General features: G+C 65.9%; 15 protein-coding genes. 3 read left to right on the top strand and 12 right to left on the bottom strand.

The annotated features are described in order from the left end of the window. Positions 1 to 90: 90 nt before the first annotated feature. Positions 91 to 960 carry a 3-hydroxyacyl-CoA dehydrogenase family protein gene (locus BST40_RS07120; protein ID WP_083153860.1) on the bottom strand — a complete coding sequence of 290 codons (870 nt, stop codon included), beginning with the start codon at positions 958 to 960 and terminating at the stop codon, positions 91 to 93. Between the two features lie 144 nt (positions 961 to 1,104). Further along, positions 1,105 to 1,869 carry an SOS response-associated peptidase gene (locus BST40_RS07115; protein WP_075548321.1) on the bottom strand — a complete coding sequence of 255 codons (765 nt, stop codon included), beginning with the start codon at positions 1,867 to 1,869 and terminating at the stop codon, positions 1,105 to 1,107. A gap of 72 nt (positions 1,870 to 1,941) precedes the next feature. Between BST40_RS07115 and aroA the strand changes: the two genes are divergently transcribed. Both aroA and rsgA read left to right on the top strand, forming a co-directional pair. Then, entirely contained in the window at positions 1,942 to 3,228 is a 1,287-nt protein-coding gene (aroA, locus tag BST40_RS07110; protein WP_089025045.1) for a 3-phosphoshikimate 1-carboxyvinyltransferase, read from the top strand. Beyond that, positions 3,225 to 4,217, top strand: a complete 993-nt coding sequence (gene rsgA, locus BST40_RS07105; protein WP_083153886.1) for a ribosome small subunit-dependent GTPase A — start codon at positions 3,225 to 3,227, stop codon at positions 4,215 to 4,217. Before aroA ends, rsgA begins: the two co-directional genes overlap by 4 nt. Positions 4,218 to 4,402: 185 nt before the next feature. On the opposite strand, the gene BST40_RS07100 is transcribed toward rsgA, so the two are convergent. The 8 genes from BST40_RS07100 to BST40_RS07065 all read right to left on the bottom strand — a co-directional run bounded on the left by BST40_RS07100 (position 4,403) and on the right by BST40_RS07065 (position 12,017). Continuing rightward, positions 4,403 to 5,683 (bottom strand): fatty acid desaturase family protein, encoded by a 1,281-nt coding sequence (locus BST40_RS07100; RefSeq protein ID WP_083153857.1) that lies wholly within the window; start codon positions 5,681 to 5,683, stop codon positions 4,403 to 4,405. Between the two features lie 90 nt (positions 5,684 to 5,773). Further along, positions 5,774 to 6,919 (bottom strand): ferredoxin reductase, encoded by a 1,146-nt coding sequence (locus tag BST40_RS07095; RefSeq protein ID WP_083153856.1) that lies wholly within the window; start codon positions 6,917 to 6,919, stop codon positions 5,774 to 5,776. 186 nt (positions 6,920 to 7,105) lie between these two features. After that, complete coding sequence (locus tag BST40_RS07090) at positions 7,106 to 7,468, bottom strand: thiocyanate hydrolase (protein ID WP_075548325.1); 363 nt, start codon at positions 7,466 to 7,468, stop codon at positions 7,106 to 7,108. Positions 7,469 to 7,487: 19 nt separating this feature from the next. Beyond that, entirely contained in the window at positions 7,488 to 8,189 is a 702-nt protein-coding gene (scnC, locus tag BST40_RS07085) for a thiocyanate hydrolase subunit gamma (RefSeq protein WP_075548326.1), read from the bottom strand. Positions 8,190 to 8,199: 10 nt separating this feature from the next. Continuing rightward, positions 8,200 to 9,042 carry a nitrile hydratase subunit beta gene (locus BST40_RS07080; protein ID WP_075548327.1) on the bottom strand — a complete coding sequence of 281 codons (843 nt, stop codon included), beginning with the start codon at positions 9,040 to 9,042 and terminating at the stop codon, positions 8,200 to 8,202. A gap of 104 nt (positions 9,043 to 9,146) precedes the next feature. Continuing rightward, entirely contained in the window at positions 9,147 to 9,659 is a 513-nt protein-coding gene (locus BST40_RS07075) for a DUF6912 family protein (protein WP_075548328.1), read from the bottom strand. Positions 9,660 to 9,692: 33 nt separating this feature from the next. Further along, a complete protein-coding gene (gene ppk2 / locus BST40_RS07070; RefSeq protein ID WP_075548329.1) occupies positions 9,693 to 10,565 on the bottom strand; it encodes a polyphosphate kinase 2 in 873 nt (290 codons plus the stop codon). 42 nt (positions 10,566 to 10,607) lie between these two features. After that, positions 10,608 to 12,017, bottom strand: coding sequence for a WS/DGAT/MGAT family O-acyltransferase (locus BST40_RS07065; protein ID WP_075548330.1), 1,410 nt, complete (start codon positions 12,015 to 12,017; stop codon positions 10,608 to 10,610). A gap of 218 nt (positions 12,018 to 12,235) precedes the next feature. Between BST40_RS07065 and BST40_RS07060 the strand changes: the two genes are divergently transcribed. Then, a complete protein-coding gene (locus BST40_RS07060; RefSeq protein ID WP_075548331.1) occupies positions 12,236 to 12,760 on the top strand; it encodes an Rv3235 family protein in 525 nt (174 codons plus the stop codon). An 11-nt stretch (positions 12,761 to 12,771) separates the two neighbouring features. Here BST40_RS07060 and BST40_RS07055 read toward each other — a convergent pair whose 3' ends face one another. Both BST40_RS07055 and BST40_RS07050 read right to left on the bottom strand, forming a co-directional pair. After that, positions 12,772 to 13,917 (bottom strand): cation:proton antiporter, encoded by a 1,146-nt coding sequence (locus BST40_RS07055; protein WP_075548332.1) that lies wholly within the window; start codon positions 13,915 to 13,917, stop codon positions 12,772 to 12,774. Positions 13,918 to 13,921: 4 nt separating this feature from the next. After that, the gene (locus BST40_RS07050) at positions 13,922 to 14,404 is read right to left on the bottom strand and encodes a cation:proton antiporter regulatory subunit (protein WP_075548333.1); all 483 of its coding nucleotides are present in this window, start codon (positions 14,402 to 14,404) and stop codon (positions 13,922 to 13,924) included. Positions 14,405 to 14,513 lie beyond the last annotated feature (109 nt).

Below are 14,513 nucleotides of genomic sequence, written 5' to 3'. Positions count from 1 at the left end.
TCGCGGGCAGGTGCGGAGCCCCCTTCGTCGGCGTCCGCGTGGGCGATGGACCCCGTACCCCGGCACATCGATCGCCATGCCAACAACGCGCTAGGTGTACTTGTAGAAGCCCTGGCCCGATTTGACGCCGAGCTTGCCGGCATCGACGTATTCCCGCAACAAGTCCCGAGCCTGCTTGGGCAAGTACGGAAACTCTTCGACGTAGTGGTTTTCGATGTCGAGGACCACGTCGAGGCCAACCAGGTCCATCATGTGGAACGGCCCGGCCGGTACCCGCCAGTTGACCTTGAACATCCCGTCGACATCCTCCGGGCGGGCCACGCCTTCGGCGACGACGGCCAGTGACTCGCGTTTGATTGCGGCCCAGACGCGATTGAAGATGAAGCCGGTGCATTCGCGCCGTGCCTCGAAAGGATGGACACCGAACTCGGGCAGGACGATCAGCAGGGTGTCGAGCAGGCCGCGGTCGGTCTCCCCGTCCGACATCAGGTCGAGTGCGTTGAACTGTGGTGGCATGTAAAAATGCGTGTTGCACAAACGTGTTTTGTCTCTGATATTTTCGGCCATCAGCCGTGACGGGAACGACGAAGAGTTGGTCGCGAAGATGGTGTCCGGCAGTGCCGCTTGGTCGATCTGGCCCCACAGCGGAATCTTGATCTCCAACCTCTCGGGGACGGACTCGACGGCTAACCAGGCGCCGTCCAGCGCCTCTTCGAGCGAACTCGTGCCCACCGCCACGCCGATTTCACCAAAACCTCTGTCCTGCAACAGCTTCGGCAGTGTTTCCGCCACGTACTGCGTCGCTTCGGCGTGCTGTTCGGCGCGCCTGGCGTACATTCGTACCGTGCCGCCGCGGCTGGCGAACATCAATGCGATGCGGCGACCCAGGGTGCCGGACCCGATCACCGCGACCGGACGGTTCCGGATGTCGTCGAATGTGTAGGTGTACGAACCAGTCACACATGCATGCTAGGCTCGCGGTCGGCTGCCCAGTTCCGTCGTCATCCGACAAAAATGAGCCGAACGTTGTCTTCGGCAGACAACATTGACCTCAGGTTTGAGCTCCGCCAGACTCCCCGCGCGACGCGGGGTTCATAACTGGCACTACAGCAGCTTCATCTGCTCCGACTGCCGCTCGACGGACTCCAGCAGTTCCGGCCCGTTGTTGCGCACACTGTTGACCAAGGTCGACACCTGGCGCAGCTCGATGTCATGCACGTCCGGCGGACGGGCCAGTAACTCCGGATCCAGCGGTGCGTCCGGATTCAGCCAGGCATCCCAGTCGGCTTCGGCCAACATCAGCGGCATCCGGTCATGGATCTCGGCCATCTGCCCCACGGCGTCGGTGGTGATGATGGCGCAACTCAGCAGCGGCGCAGCAGCGTTGCCCGGCTTCCATACCGACCAGAGCCCCGCCATGCACACCAGGTCACCGTCGCGGCGGTGCGCAAAGAACGGTGTCTTGGCGGTCTTACGCCCCGGCGCGGCATCGGGATTGGCGCGCCATTCGTACCATCCGTCCATAGGCACCAGGCAGCGTTTGCGCTGCGCCGAATTCCGGAACGCGGGGGACGTGGCGACCTTGTCGGCACGGGCGTTGATCAGCAACGGACCCTTGGAGTCGGGCGCGCCGTCCGGCGCGGGCTTGGCCCACGGCGGGATCAGGCCCCAGCGCATGAGCCGTACCCGGCGCGATGGCTGGTCGTCCGGCGCACTGTGGCGCGACACCACCGTCACGATGGTGTTGGTCGGCGCCACGTTGTAGTTGGGCGCCTCGGCCGTGGACCCGGTGCCGGTGGCTTCGTCGATCGCCTTGATTTTCTCGGCCAGCCGGGCGGGATCGGTGGTGACCGCGAATCGTCCGCACATGAGTCCCATGGTGCCTGGTACCCACGACAACCGCCGACACGGCAGGATGTAGCCGTGAGCAGCACCAAGCCCCTGAAGGCGTGGCGTGCCCCGTCCGCGCCGACACCGGTGCACGCGACGGTGATCGTTCCGGGCTCGAAATCCCAGACCAACCGGACCCTGGTGCTGGCCGCGCTGGCGGCCGCGCAAGACCACGGCCCCTCGACCATCAGCGGCGCGCTGCGCAGCCGGGATACCGATCTGATGATCGCCGCGCTGCGAACTCTGGGCCTGCGCGTCGACGGGACGGGCTCCGAACTGACGGTCAGCGGCCGGCTGGACCCCGGTCCCGACGCCCGAGTGGATTGCGGCCTGGCCGGCACGGTGTTGCGTTTCGTGCCGCCGCTGGCGGCGCTGAGCGCAGCCGTGGTCACGTTCGACGGCGACGAGCAGGCGCGGGCCCGGCCCATCGCACCGCTGCTGGATGCGCTGCGCGGTCTGGGCGTCCAGGTCGACGGTGCGGGTCTGCCGTTCCGCGTCCAGGGCACCGGATCGGTCGCCGGCGGCACGGTGGCCATCGACGCATCGGCGTCGTCGCAATTCGTGTCGGGCCTGCTGCTGTCCGCGGCGTCGTTCACCGAGGGACTGACCGTGCAGCACACCGGTGCGGCGCTGCCGTCGGCGCCGCACATCGCGATGACGGTGGCGATGCTGCGCCAGGCCGGCGTCGACGTCGACGACTCAGTTCCGAATCGTTGGCGGGTCGCGCCCGGCGCGGTCAAAGCGCGCCGGTGGGATGTCGAACCTGATCTCACCAACGCGGTCGCGTTCCTGGCGGCGGCCGTGGTCAGCGGCGGCACGGTGGGTGTCACCGGCTGGCCGGCCGACAGCGTCCAGCCCGCCGACCACATCCTGCGTATCCTGCGACAACTGAATGCCGTTGTCTCACATACAGATTCAATGTTACAAGTGCGAGGGCCGGCCGCGTACCACGGGTTCGACGTCGACCTGCGCGATGTCGGTGAGCTCACGCCCTCGGTAGCCGCACTGGCGGCGCTTGCCACCCCGGGATCGGTGTCGCGGCTGACCGGCATCGCCCACCTGCGCGGCCACGAGACCGACCGGCTGGCCGCGCTGAGCACCGAGATCAACCGCCTGGGCGGTGACTGCCGGGAAACATCGGACGGCCTGGTGATCACCGCGACCCCGTTGCGGCGCGGCCTGTGGCGCGCGTATGCGGATCATCGGATGGCGATGGCCGGCGCGATCATCGGACTGCGGGTCGCCGGAGTCGAGGTGGACGACATCGGCGCTACCACCAAGACGCTGCCGGAGTTTCCGCGGCTATGGGCCGAGATGGTCGCGGAGCCCGGCGCTTGAGACCCGGCGACTACGACGAATCCCACGTCAAGGTCCGCTCCGGCCGCGGTTCGCGGCCGCGGACCAAAACCCGCCCCGAACACGCCGACGCCGAGGCCGCCATGGTGGTCAGCGTCGACCGCGGTCGGTGGGGTTGTGTGCTGGGCGGGGACCCGGATCGTCGCATCACCGCAATGCGGGCACGCGAGCTGGGCCGCACGCCCATCGTCGTCGGAGACGACGTCGATGTGGTGGGCGACCTGTCCGGCCGGCCGGACACGCTGGCCCGCATCGTCCGCCGGTGTCCGCGACGAACGGTGTTGCGCCGCACCGCCGATGACACCGACCCCACCGAACGAGTGGTGGTCGCCAACGCCGATCAACTGCTGATCGTGGTCGCGCTGGCCGATCCCCCGCCGCGCACCGGGCTGGTGGGCCGGGCACTGATCGCCGCGTACGCGGGCGGGCTGACGCCCATACTGTGCCTGACCAAGACCGACCTGGCCCCACCCGAACCGTTCGCCGAACAGTTCGCCGACCTGGACCTCACCGTGGTCGTCGCGGGCCGCGACGATCCCCTGCTCGCGGTGGCCGGCCTGCTCGACGGCAAGATCACCGTGCTGCTCGGACATTCCGGCGTCGGCAAGTCAACGCTGGTCAATCGCCTTGTGCCGGAAGCTGATCGGGCAGTCGGGGCGGTCACCGACATCGGCAAAGGGCGGCACACCTCGACACAGTCGGTGGCATTGCCGCTGCAAACCGGCAGCGAAGGTGCCGGCTGGGTGATCGACACTCCGGGGATCCGTTCGTTCGGGTTGGCCCACATCCGGTCCGACGATGTACTGTTGGCGTTCGCCGACCTGGCCGAGGCGATTCACGACTGCCCGCGCGGCTGTGGGCATATGGGGCCACCCGCCGATCCCGAATGCGCACTGGACAGCTTGTCCGGGCCCGCCGCGCGGCGGGTCGCCGCCGCCCGCCGACTGCTCGCGGTACTCAGGGAGACCTGACCAGCCGGATACCAAGCCGGTCAACGCGCTGCACCAGCGCGGCGGGCGCTACGGGCTGCAGACTGCCAGGGCGGCGGCATGGCCAACGCGACGATCATCGAGCGGTGGTGGCAGGCGCCGAGCGTGTTCTCGCTGCGAAAAGAAGGCCAAAATCTCGCAGTGATTTCACGCTGGGCGACGGACCTTTAAGCCGCCAGATCGTCTGTGGCCGGACCCATCTCGGTACGCCTGCCGCGCCGCCAACCACGTACCGCGGCAATCGCGGTCCGCAAGCCGCGGCGGCGTCCGGTCGCCGGATCAATGCCGGCGAAGCCCGGTTGCAGTTCGGCGAACATCCGCTCGCTGCGCGTTTCCGGCGCGTCGTCGGCATTGTCGCGCAGGTACTTGTTCGGCAGCGACAGCTTGGCCAGCGTGCGCCACGTCTTGGCGTACTGCACCAGGAACGGGCCTGTGGTGTAAGGCAAGTCGTACTTGTCGCACACCTCGCGCACCCGCACCGACATCTCGGCGAGGCGGTTGCTCGGCAGGTCGGGATATAAGTGGTGCTCGATCTGGTGGCATAGGTTGCCGCTCATGAACCGCAATGCGGGCCCGGCCTCGAAGTTGGCACTGCCCAGCATCTGGCGCAGGTACCACTGGCCCTTCGTCTCGCCGATCATGTCCGTCTTGGTGAACTTCTCAGCGCCGTCGGGAAAATGCCCGCAGAAGATCACGGCGTTGGACCACACGTTGCGGATCACGTTGGCCACTGCGTTGGCGGTCAAGGTGGACCTGTAGGTCGCGCCGGGTGACAACGAGGTCAGCGCCGGGAACGCGACGTAGTCCTTGAACAGCTGGCGGCCGGCCTTGCCGGTGAACTCGCGCAGCCGGATCTTGGCGGCGTCGCGATCCGCCCGGCCCTTGAAGATCTTGCCGATCTCCAAGTGCTGCAACGCAACTCCCCACTCGAAGCCAATCGCCAGGATGGTGTTCCACACCAGGTTGAAGATGTTGTACTTCTTCCACCGCTGATCCCGGGTGACGCGCAGCATGCCGTAGCCGACGTCGTCGTCCATGCCCAGGATGTTGGTGTACTTGTGGTGCACGAAGTTGTGGGTGTAACGCCAGTGCTTGGACGACCCGCTCATGTCCCACTCCCAGGTCGAGGAGTGAATCTCCGGGTCATTCATCCAGTCCCACTGGCCGTGCATCACGTTGTGGCCGATCTCCATGTTCTCGATGATCTTGGCCATGCCCAGGGTCGCCGCCCCGGCCCACCATGCGCTGCGCCGCGAGCCGGCAGCCAGCATCACCCGGCCACTGACCTCCAACGCACGCTGGGCGGCAATGGTGCGGCGGATGTAGCGGGCATCGCGCTCGCCACGAGAATCTTCGATGTCCTGGCGGATGGCATCGAGCTCAACCGCAAGGTTTTCAATGTCGGCGTCCGTGAGATGCGCGAATACGTCGACGTCGGTTATCGCCATTGTCTTCTCCCTACGTCGTACGTTTCCTTGAATCGATTACGTACCTACGCCATCGTAGGCTACGTATCCGTAAGTTACCAGCGGGTAGCTTTAGATGTCGACCACACAGTCACCCGAGGCGGCCGACACACAGGTCTGGATCCGGGTGCCGGGGTCATGTTCCTGACCGGTCCGCAGGTCACGCACGTGGCCCGCTACCAGGTCGACCACACATGATTGACAGATGCCCATGCGGCAGCCGAAAGGCATCTGCACACCGGCACCCTCGCCCGCATCCATCACCGATGTCGCGGCATCCGCCGCCGCGGACTTGCCACTACGGGCGAACGTGACCGTGCCACCCGCGCCGGCGGGTGCCGCCTTGGACATCGCGAACCGCTCCAGGTGCAGCCGGTCGCTAATACCGGCTGCGGCCCAGATTTTCTCGGCCTGGTTGAGCATGGCGGAAGGACCGCAGGCCCAGGTGTGCCGGTCGCGCCAGTCGGGCACCTGCTCATCGAGCCGGGTGAGATCCAGTCTTCCCTCGGTGCGGGTCGTGCGCACCGTCAGCCGATAACCGGGATGATCATCGCTCAGCGCGGCCAGCTCGGCGGCAAACATCACGTCAGCTTCGGTGGGCGCCGAATGCAGATGCGCGATATCGGTGATCTGGTTGCGGCGCAACAATGTTCGCAGCATCGACATCACCGGGGTGATTCCGGACCCGGCGGTCAGAAACAGCATCGACGGCGGCGCCGGATCGGGCAGCACGAAGTTTCCCCGGGGGGCGGCCAGTCGCACGACGGTCCCCGGTTCGACACCGGCCACCAGGTGGGTGGACAGGAAGCCTTCGGGCATCGCCTTCACGGTGATGGTGATGGTGCGCGCGGATCCAGACGTCCCGATTGGGCTCGACGTCAGCGAATACGAACGCCAGCGCCAGCGCCCGTCGACCAAGAGGCCGATCCCGATGTACTGGCCCGGTTGGTAGTCGAAACTGAAGCCCCAGCCCGGCTTGATGACCAGGGTGGCCGAGTCTTCGGTCTCGCGGCGGACTTCGAGGATACGGCCCCGCAATTCGCGCGCCGACCACAGCGGATTGGCCAGCTGCAAGTAGTCGTCGGGCAACAGCGGTGTCGTGATCCGCTCCGCAATCTTGCGCAGCGCGTGCCAGCCCGGATGCCGCTCTGCGCCGGCGACGGTCGGCCGTCTGGTGTCGGCGACTTTGGCGTTGATCACCGCGTGTTTCTTACTCATGCGAAGCTCCTGATTGCGGCGCGGCCATTGGCTTCCGCCTGGGTAGCGGGCAAGCTCAGGCCCACGTCATAAGGCTACGGTACCGTAACTTACGGTTGCGTAGCTAGGCCGGAATGTGCAAGTTGCGTCACAGGACGGTCAGGATGCAAGCGGGACGGCCGGTGTTACCCGGTGACCGGGAGCCGGTCAGGCTTCCAGGCGCTTTCGGATGTCGGACAGCCGTTGTGCCAGCTCTGCTTGCCCGATGACCCCACGAGCAACCAGTGAATGGGCCAGTGACACCAGCTGGTTCTCCGGATAGGGCAGGCTGGAATACCGGCTCTCCGAGAGGATGTCTTCCTCATCGCGTCGCTGCTTGAAATCAGGGATGTCCGCGGTGCAGGAAGCGCGGTCGAGGGCGTCGCACAGGCCGTCCAGGCTGGACTTCCACGGCGGCACGGGATTGCTCACACCGTACTTTTCGGCCATCCGCGACCAGACCTGGTTGCGCTCCACGATCTGCTGCAACGGCGCGATGGTGCGCTGCTGGATCGGATCCTGTGGCCTCATCTTCTGTATCTTCTGCCCGTCACTCGGCTGGATGTATCGCGGCCCTGGTGGCGGTGATGACGTTGCTCGTGACACCTGGCTTGGGCAGTGCCACACCGATCACACAGTCGCGGGTGACGATCTCGGCCAGCTGATCCTCGTCCCAGCCCTCGGTTCCCTCCGGGCGCATGGGCATGACCATGAAGCGGTGCTTCTGGTTGGAGTCCTCTACCCGGATAGCGACGTCGTCGGGCAGATAGAGCCCGAATTCCGCTAGCACCTGACGTGGCCAGCGGACCATCCGCCGGCGATAGTTCGGGGTGCGGTACCACTCCGGAGAGTTCCCGAGAATCGGCCGCGGATAACACGAGCACAATGCGCAGACGATCACGTGATGCAGCGTCGGTGTGTCCTCGAGAATCTGGAACGCGGTGAAGTCGCTCGGCGTACCGAAGCCGGTGGGTTCCAGCCAGTCGACGCCGACCTCCTTGCTGGCGGCCATGGCATCGGTGAGTGCGAGTTGCTTGAACTCGGGATCGAGCCACGCGCGTGCCACCAGGTGCGAGGCCGGTGTGGGGTTGATCTGTTCGGCGAACTCGGTGAAGTGTCGATGCTCTTCGGCGGTGAAAATGCCCTTCTCGATGCACAATTCGCGCAACGCGATCTCGAGAACCTCGAAGTCGGTGATCTCGTCGACCGTGGGGGCAAGCGCTCGCTCGTGGTCGTGATCATGATCGGTCATCTCGTAACTCCTACCCTCGGGCCGCCGTCAGCCACCGCTCGGGAAGCTCCGTCTGCAGGGTGTCGGTGGCGGTCCCGGTGTATCCGTGCCATAGCTCGGAGAGGTTGAACCGCACGATGTAGAACCACTCCGGCCGCGCATCGGGCCGGTCCCACGTCTCGTCCTCGGGGGCCGGGCTTTCGTAGGCGACCGATGCGATTTCGCCCGTGGCGCCCCGTACATATTCCGGGGTGCGGGTGTACAGCAACGCGGGCAGTTCACGTACCACCACCGGGTCGCCGACGCGGAACCTGGGCTGCCCGGCCTGACCGGCGTACACCTGCGGATCGCCTTTGCCGACTGCGTGGGTGTGGTGCGCATTGCGGATAACGCTGGTGCCGTCACCTTCTGAATTCGGTTGTGCTGCAAGCTTCTTCCCGTCGAGGCCGCCGGCATAGCGGGCCTTGACCGCTGCCATTCGTTCACTGAGCTCGCCCAGGCTGATGTGATGCTTTTCCACCAGCACCCGCGCCACCGCCCAGAGCCAGCGACCGTAGTAGGGGAAGCCCAGATAGACCGCGCGTCCCACGTCGACGTTGCCGATCCGCCGGCGCTCCTCCGACAGCCAAATGCCGCGCCACGCAAGCACTTCGCAGAGCACATACGTCATGTGCTCCCAGTACTCGTACTGCTTGTTCTCGTACGTCATGGGCGCGTCCGGCTCACCGCCGACGTCGTGGTTGGTCTTCATGTACGCCCAGAAGCGATCGTGGTCGAGCAGGTCGGGAGTGGGCGCGTCAGGAAGCTCGGGATAGGCCGACTTCAGCCGGGCAACCAGATCGAGCTGACGGGCACGGTCAGCGGCGGTACTCATGACCACTCCTCTGGCATCGGAGCGTGGGACGGTGCAGGTGATGCTACTACCCGACAGCACAATCAATCTGAGACCGAGGCCGGTTGACACCTGGCAATGCGCTGTCAAAGCAAGTCGAGCAGGAACGGCAACTCCTGGTTGGCATACCACGCCAGATCGTGGTCCTGGGCGTCACCGACAACCAGGTCGGCGTCCTCGTCGCCGAGATCGGCGGCGTCGATCACGGCTATCGCCGCAGTGACGGCCGGTTCGGCGGCGGGGTTGTCGACATAGGCGGCAACCACCCGATCCATCGCAACCGGCGACGTCAGTCTGACGACGGCGTCGTCGAGATCGGGGCGCAACGTGACATCGTCCGCTTCATCGTCCACTTCGGCGGCGATCACCACCCGGCGCGGCGGCAGACCCTCGCCTCCGTCGTCGGCCAGTAGCCGCAGCGACGCCAGCGCGGCCTCCTGCAGCGCCACCTCCGCAAGCTCGTCGTCGTCGCCCTCGGCATATGACTCCCGCAATTTCGGCGTCACCGCGAACGCCGTGCCGTTGACCGGCCACAGTGAACCGTCGGCGACAAGTTGCCGCAGCATGGCCAGGGTGGCCGGGACGTAGACCTGCATCATGGGCCGAGCCGCCGAGTCCGCGTGATCGCCGCGCTAACCATCGATCAACGTCGCCGCATAGTCTTCGACATAGTTGGACAATTCACGCGGCGGGCGCTGGTAGTTGCCGCTCACCAACGGATGTTTGGGCAACTTGACCTTCGGCTTCTCCACGTCGCGGTAGTCGATGGTGGACAGCAGGTGAGCCATCATGTTCAGCCGCGCATGCTTTTTGATATCGGATTCCACCACATACCACGGGCTGGTCGGGATGTCGGTGTGCACCATCATCTGGTCCTTGGCGCGGGAGTAATCCTCCCACCGGTACAGCGATTCCAGGTCCATCGGGCTGAGCTTCCATTGCCGGACGGGGTCGCTGCGGCGGGCCTTGAAGCGCCGCAACTGCTCCTCGTCGGACACCGAAAACCAGTACTTGCGCAGCAAGATCCCGTCGTCGATCAACATGTGCTCGAAGATCGGCGTTTGCCGTAAGAACAGCGCATGCTCTTGCGGCGTACAGAATCCCATGACTTTTTCGACGCCGGCGCGGTTGTACCACGACCGGTCGAAGAGCACGATTTCGCCCTTGGCGGGCAAGTGTGCGATATAGCGCTGGTAATACCACTGTCCGCGTTCCCTGTCGGTCGGCGAGGGCAACGCCGCGATACGGGCCACGCGCGGATTGAGGTATTCGGTGATTCTCTTGATGGTCCCACCTTTGCCGGCACCGTCGCGGCCCTCGAAGACGACCACCAGCCGCGCTCCGGAATGCCGTACCCACTCTTGTAGCTTCACGAATTCCGTTTGTAGCCGGAACAATTCGGCATGGTAGACGGTGGCCGGAATCTTGCGCTTGGCCGGCGGGTTTGACTTCTTCTTCGGCTTCGCCGCCTTGGCCGGCGCGCCGTTGGTTATCGCAGTGCTCACAACAACGGATGGTATCTCCACTAGCCATTTCGACTCGGATAATTACCGAGACGCTTCCAGCAACTCCTCGAGCGATTGGCCGAGCAGGCCCGGCAATAGGTCGACGTCGCTCATCGCGTCGCGGTCGGCATTGATCCCGAAATACAGCATGCCGTTGTAGGACGTCACGCTGATGGCCAGCGCCTGGTTGTGCAACAGCGGCGGCACCGCGTAAGCCTCCAGCAACTTGGTGCCCGCGACGTACATCTGCGATTGCGCCCCAGGGGCATTGGTGATCAGCAGGTTGAACAACCTCGCCGAATAGCTGGTCGCGACCCGGACACCCATCGCGTGCAGGGTGGGCGGCGCAAAGCCGGAAAGCGTGACGATGGTCCGAGCGTCTACCAGGCTCGCTGCCGTCGGGTTCGATTCGGTGGCGTGCGCGACCTGGGACAGCCGCACCACGGGGTTGCCCTCCCCTACCGGCAGATCTATCAAGAAGGGAGTCACCTGGCTCATGGCCTGGCCGGGACCAGTCGAATCGAGTTGGTCATCGACGTACGCCGCCAGCGGAGCCATCGCGCGCACCGTGGCCGTCGGCGCCACCGTCTCACCGCGTGACATCAGCCAGTTGCCCAGCGCGCCGGCGATCACGGCCAGAACCACGTCGTGGATGTCGCAGTCATAGCGGGCGCGTACCGTCCGATAGTCCTCGAGCCGCCCGCGCGCCACCGTGAATCGTCGATTGCGCGAAACGGTGGCATTGAGCGGACTATTGGGTGCGGTGCCGCGCGCCACGGTGCGCGCAACATCGAGAACCCGGCGACCGGCGTCGACGAGTTGGCCGTAGTTGGTGACCGCGCCAGCGACCGCGGAACCGACGGCCTGCAGCTGCGCTCCCGGCCCGATAAGCCAGTCACCGATGGCGCCCAGCACCAACCGGGTGTGGCCGGGGTCGCGCTCCGGTATCCAGATGTCTTCGGGGAACGGCGGTGGATGGCGCGTCCGATCGGCGATGACGTGGCCGATGGCCAGTGACGTCACCCCGTTGATCAGGGCCTGGTGCGACTTGGTGTAGAGGGCAATGCGATTCTTCTCCAGGCCCTCGACGAGATACATCTCCCATAGCGGCCGCGACTTGTCCAGCGGCCGGGCGGCCAGCCGCGCGATCAGCTCGTGCAGTTGCTCGTCGCTGCCCGGCGACGGCAACGCCGAGCGCCTGACGTGATAGGTGATGTCGAACTCGGGATCGTCCATCCACACGGGGCGGGCCATGCCGATCTTCACCTCGCGTACCTTCTGCCGGTAGCGCGGTATCTGCGGCAGCCGCTGCTCGACGGTGGCCAACAGCGTCTCGTAGCTCAGTCCGGCCCGCGGCCGGCGCAGGATCATCAGCGACCCGACGTACATGGGGGTGGCGGTGTTCTCCAGCCGATAGAAAGACGCGTCCGTCGTGGACAACCGGGTCACCATTTACGGCCCTGTCCTCCTTGTCAATTCGTCCCCAATCTGGCGGTTGGATCGATGTGGCTCACGGTTCCCACTCGACGGGGGCCACATTACGGGGCGGGTACACGCCGGCGTGATGTGTGCAATGATGACCGGCAGTTTGTCTGCCACTCTCCAGCAGGCGCGCGGTCCGCATCCTCTCATTGCCATCGTTTGACCTGTGTTGATCTGGAGAGAGCCCGTTGAGCATCAGTCCTATTGTCGAACCGCCTCATCGTCCGACTTTCGCCGTTGTCCCGGTAGTCGAGTACGAACCGCCCACGGGAACCATCCCCCGGTGCCGACAATCAACGCACCCACCCCTACGCCCGCGCAGTCTACGGGCGCCTCGCCGGGCCCGCGGCGAGCATCCGACCAACGAGGGCATGCCGGCACCCATGCGCCAGGCGGCCGTGTTCACCGACGCGGCACTGCGTCGGGTGCTCGAAGTCATCGACCGCCGCCGTCCCGCCGCACAGCTGGGTTCACTGCTGGCGCCCAACCTGGTCCACGCGGTGCTGTCGGTCAGCGACGCGGTGGCCGGTCAGCACGGGACCGCGGTGTTGCGCCGGGTTCGACTGCAACCGGTCGGGTCCGCGGAAACCGCGGCAGAGGTGTTCGGCAGCTACAGCCGCGGAGACCGGATCCATGCGATCGCCTGTCGTGTGGAACGGGTGAGCGCCGGCGGCGGCCCGCGCTGGCTGGTCGTCGCCTTGCACATCGGCTGACGGCCTTCGTCTCAGGCGGCGCTCGGCAGCGGCCCGCCGGTGTAACGCGCCACGACCGGGCCCACGATCGCCATGATGAAGACGTAGGAGGTTGCCAACGCCGCCACCGTGGGGATCGATGCGCCGACCAATCCGATGATGATCAGTGAGAACTCGCCTCGAGCGATCAGCGCGGTGCCCGCGCGCAACTGGCCGCGCCGTGCCACTCCGTCACGGCGGGCGGCGTACATCCCGGTCAGCACCTTGGTTGCGGCGGTCACCGCGGCCAGGACGACGGCCACCGGAAGCATCGGAAGCAGCTCCTTGGGGCTCACCGATAATCCGATCGCCAGGAAGAAGATCGCGGCGAACAGGTCCCGCAGCGGACCCAGGACCCTGCGCGCCCGGTCGGCCGTTTCCCCGGTCAGGGTAAGGCCCACCAGGAACGCGCCGACCGCGGCGGATGCGTGCAACGACTCGGCCAGCGCCGCGACCAGCAAGGTGATGCCCAAGATCCGCAGCAGCAGTTGCTCGGAGTCGGGGTGCGCCACCAGGCGGCCGACGTGATGACCCCAGTAGTAGGACGCGGCGAACGCCGCAACAAGGGCGCCGATCGCGGCCAGCGTCCCGCCGAGCGCGTCCAGCCAGCTGCCGCGCAATGCCAGCACCGTGAACATCGGCAGGTAGCCGGCCATCGCGAAGTCTTCGAGCACCAGCACCGACAGCACCGCCGGGGTCTCGCGGTTGCCCAGGCGGCGCAGGTCTTCGAGTAATCTCGCGATGACACCCGACGACGAGATGTAGGTAACGCCGGCCAGCGCCAGGATGGCAACGCCGTCCAACCCGAGCAGCCAGCCGGTCACCGCACCGGGCGTGGCGTTGAGGACGATGTCGACAGCCGCCGACGGCAAATGATGGCGCAGGCTGCTGGCGAATTCGGTCACGGAGAACTCCAGACCCAAGGTCAGCAGCAGCAACACAATGCCGATGGGTGCGCCGGTGCTAACGAAGTCAGCGGCGGCGGCCACCGGCAGAAGGCCGCCCTTACCCAGCGCCAGGCCAGCCAACAGATAAACCGGGATCGGCGACAATGCGAACCTACGGGCAAGGGCGCCGAGCAGGGCAAGCATCACCAAGAGGGCGCCGAGCTCGAATAGCAGCGCCTCCGAAACATCCACCGGCTCAGCCTTTGTTGACGATCTGCCGGACTCCGATGATGCCCTCTTCGGTGCCGATCACAATCAGGACGTCGCGCGCCCGCAGCGTTTCCGCGGGGTCGGGCGAAGCGACCACATCGTCGCCGCGGACGATCGCAACGATCGAGGCGCCGGTGCGGGTGCGGGCGCGGGTGTCGCCCAACGGCCGGCCGACGAATGGACTCTCGGGCTCGACCGAGATGTGACCTGCCTCGAGCCCGGGCACCTCGCGGGTCAGCTCGGTGAACCGCTCGGCGATTCTCGGTGCACCGAGAATAGCGGCCACGGTGTCGGCCTCTTCGCCGTTGAGGCGGAAGACCGGCCGGCATGCGTCAGGGTCCTCGGCGGTATACAGGACGATGTCGAAATCGCCGGTGCGCCGGGCGATGATGCCGATCCGCTCACCTTGATGGCTGGTGAACTCGTACCGCAGACCGACTCCCGGCAGCAGCACTTCCTTGACATCCATGCCGCCAATACTCGACGAAATGGCATCGAGAGAGAAGTGCCACCGGCCAATTTCATAGCCGATGGCGTCCTTGAGTCTCGGCCTTCGAGGTAGTCCCGCGTCAGAAGGG

The sequence above is a fragment of the Mycobacterium persicum genome (assembly GCF_002086675.1).
GTDB classification, from domain to species: domain Bacteria; phylum Actinomycetota; class Actinomycetes; order Mycobacteriales; family Mycobacteriaceae; genus Mycobacterium; species Mycobacterium persicum.
This window is presented reverse-complemented; position numbering and strand designations above follow the sequence as displayed.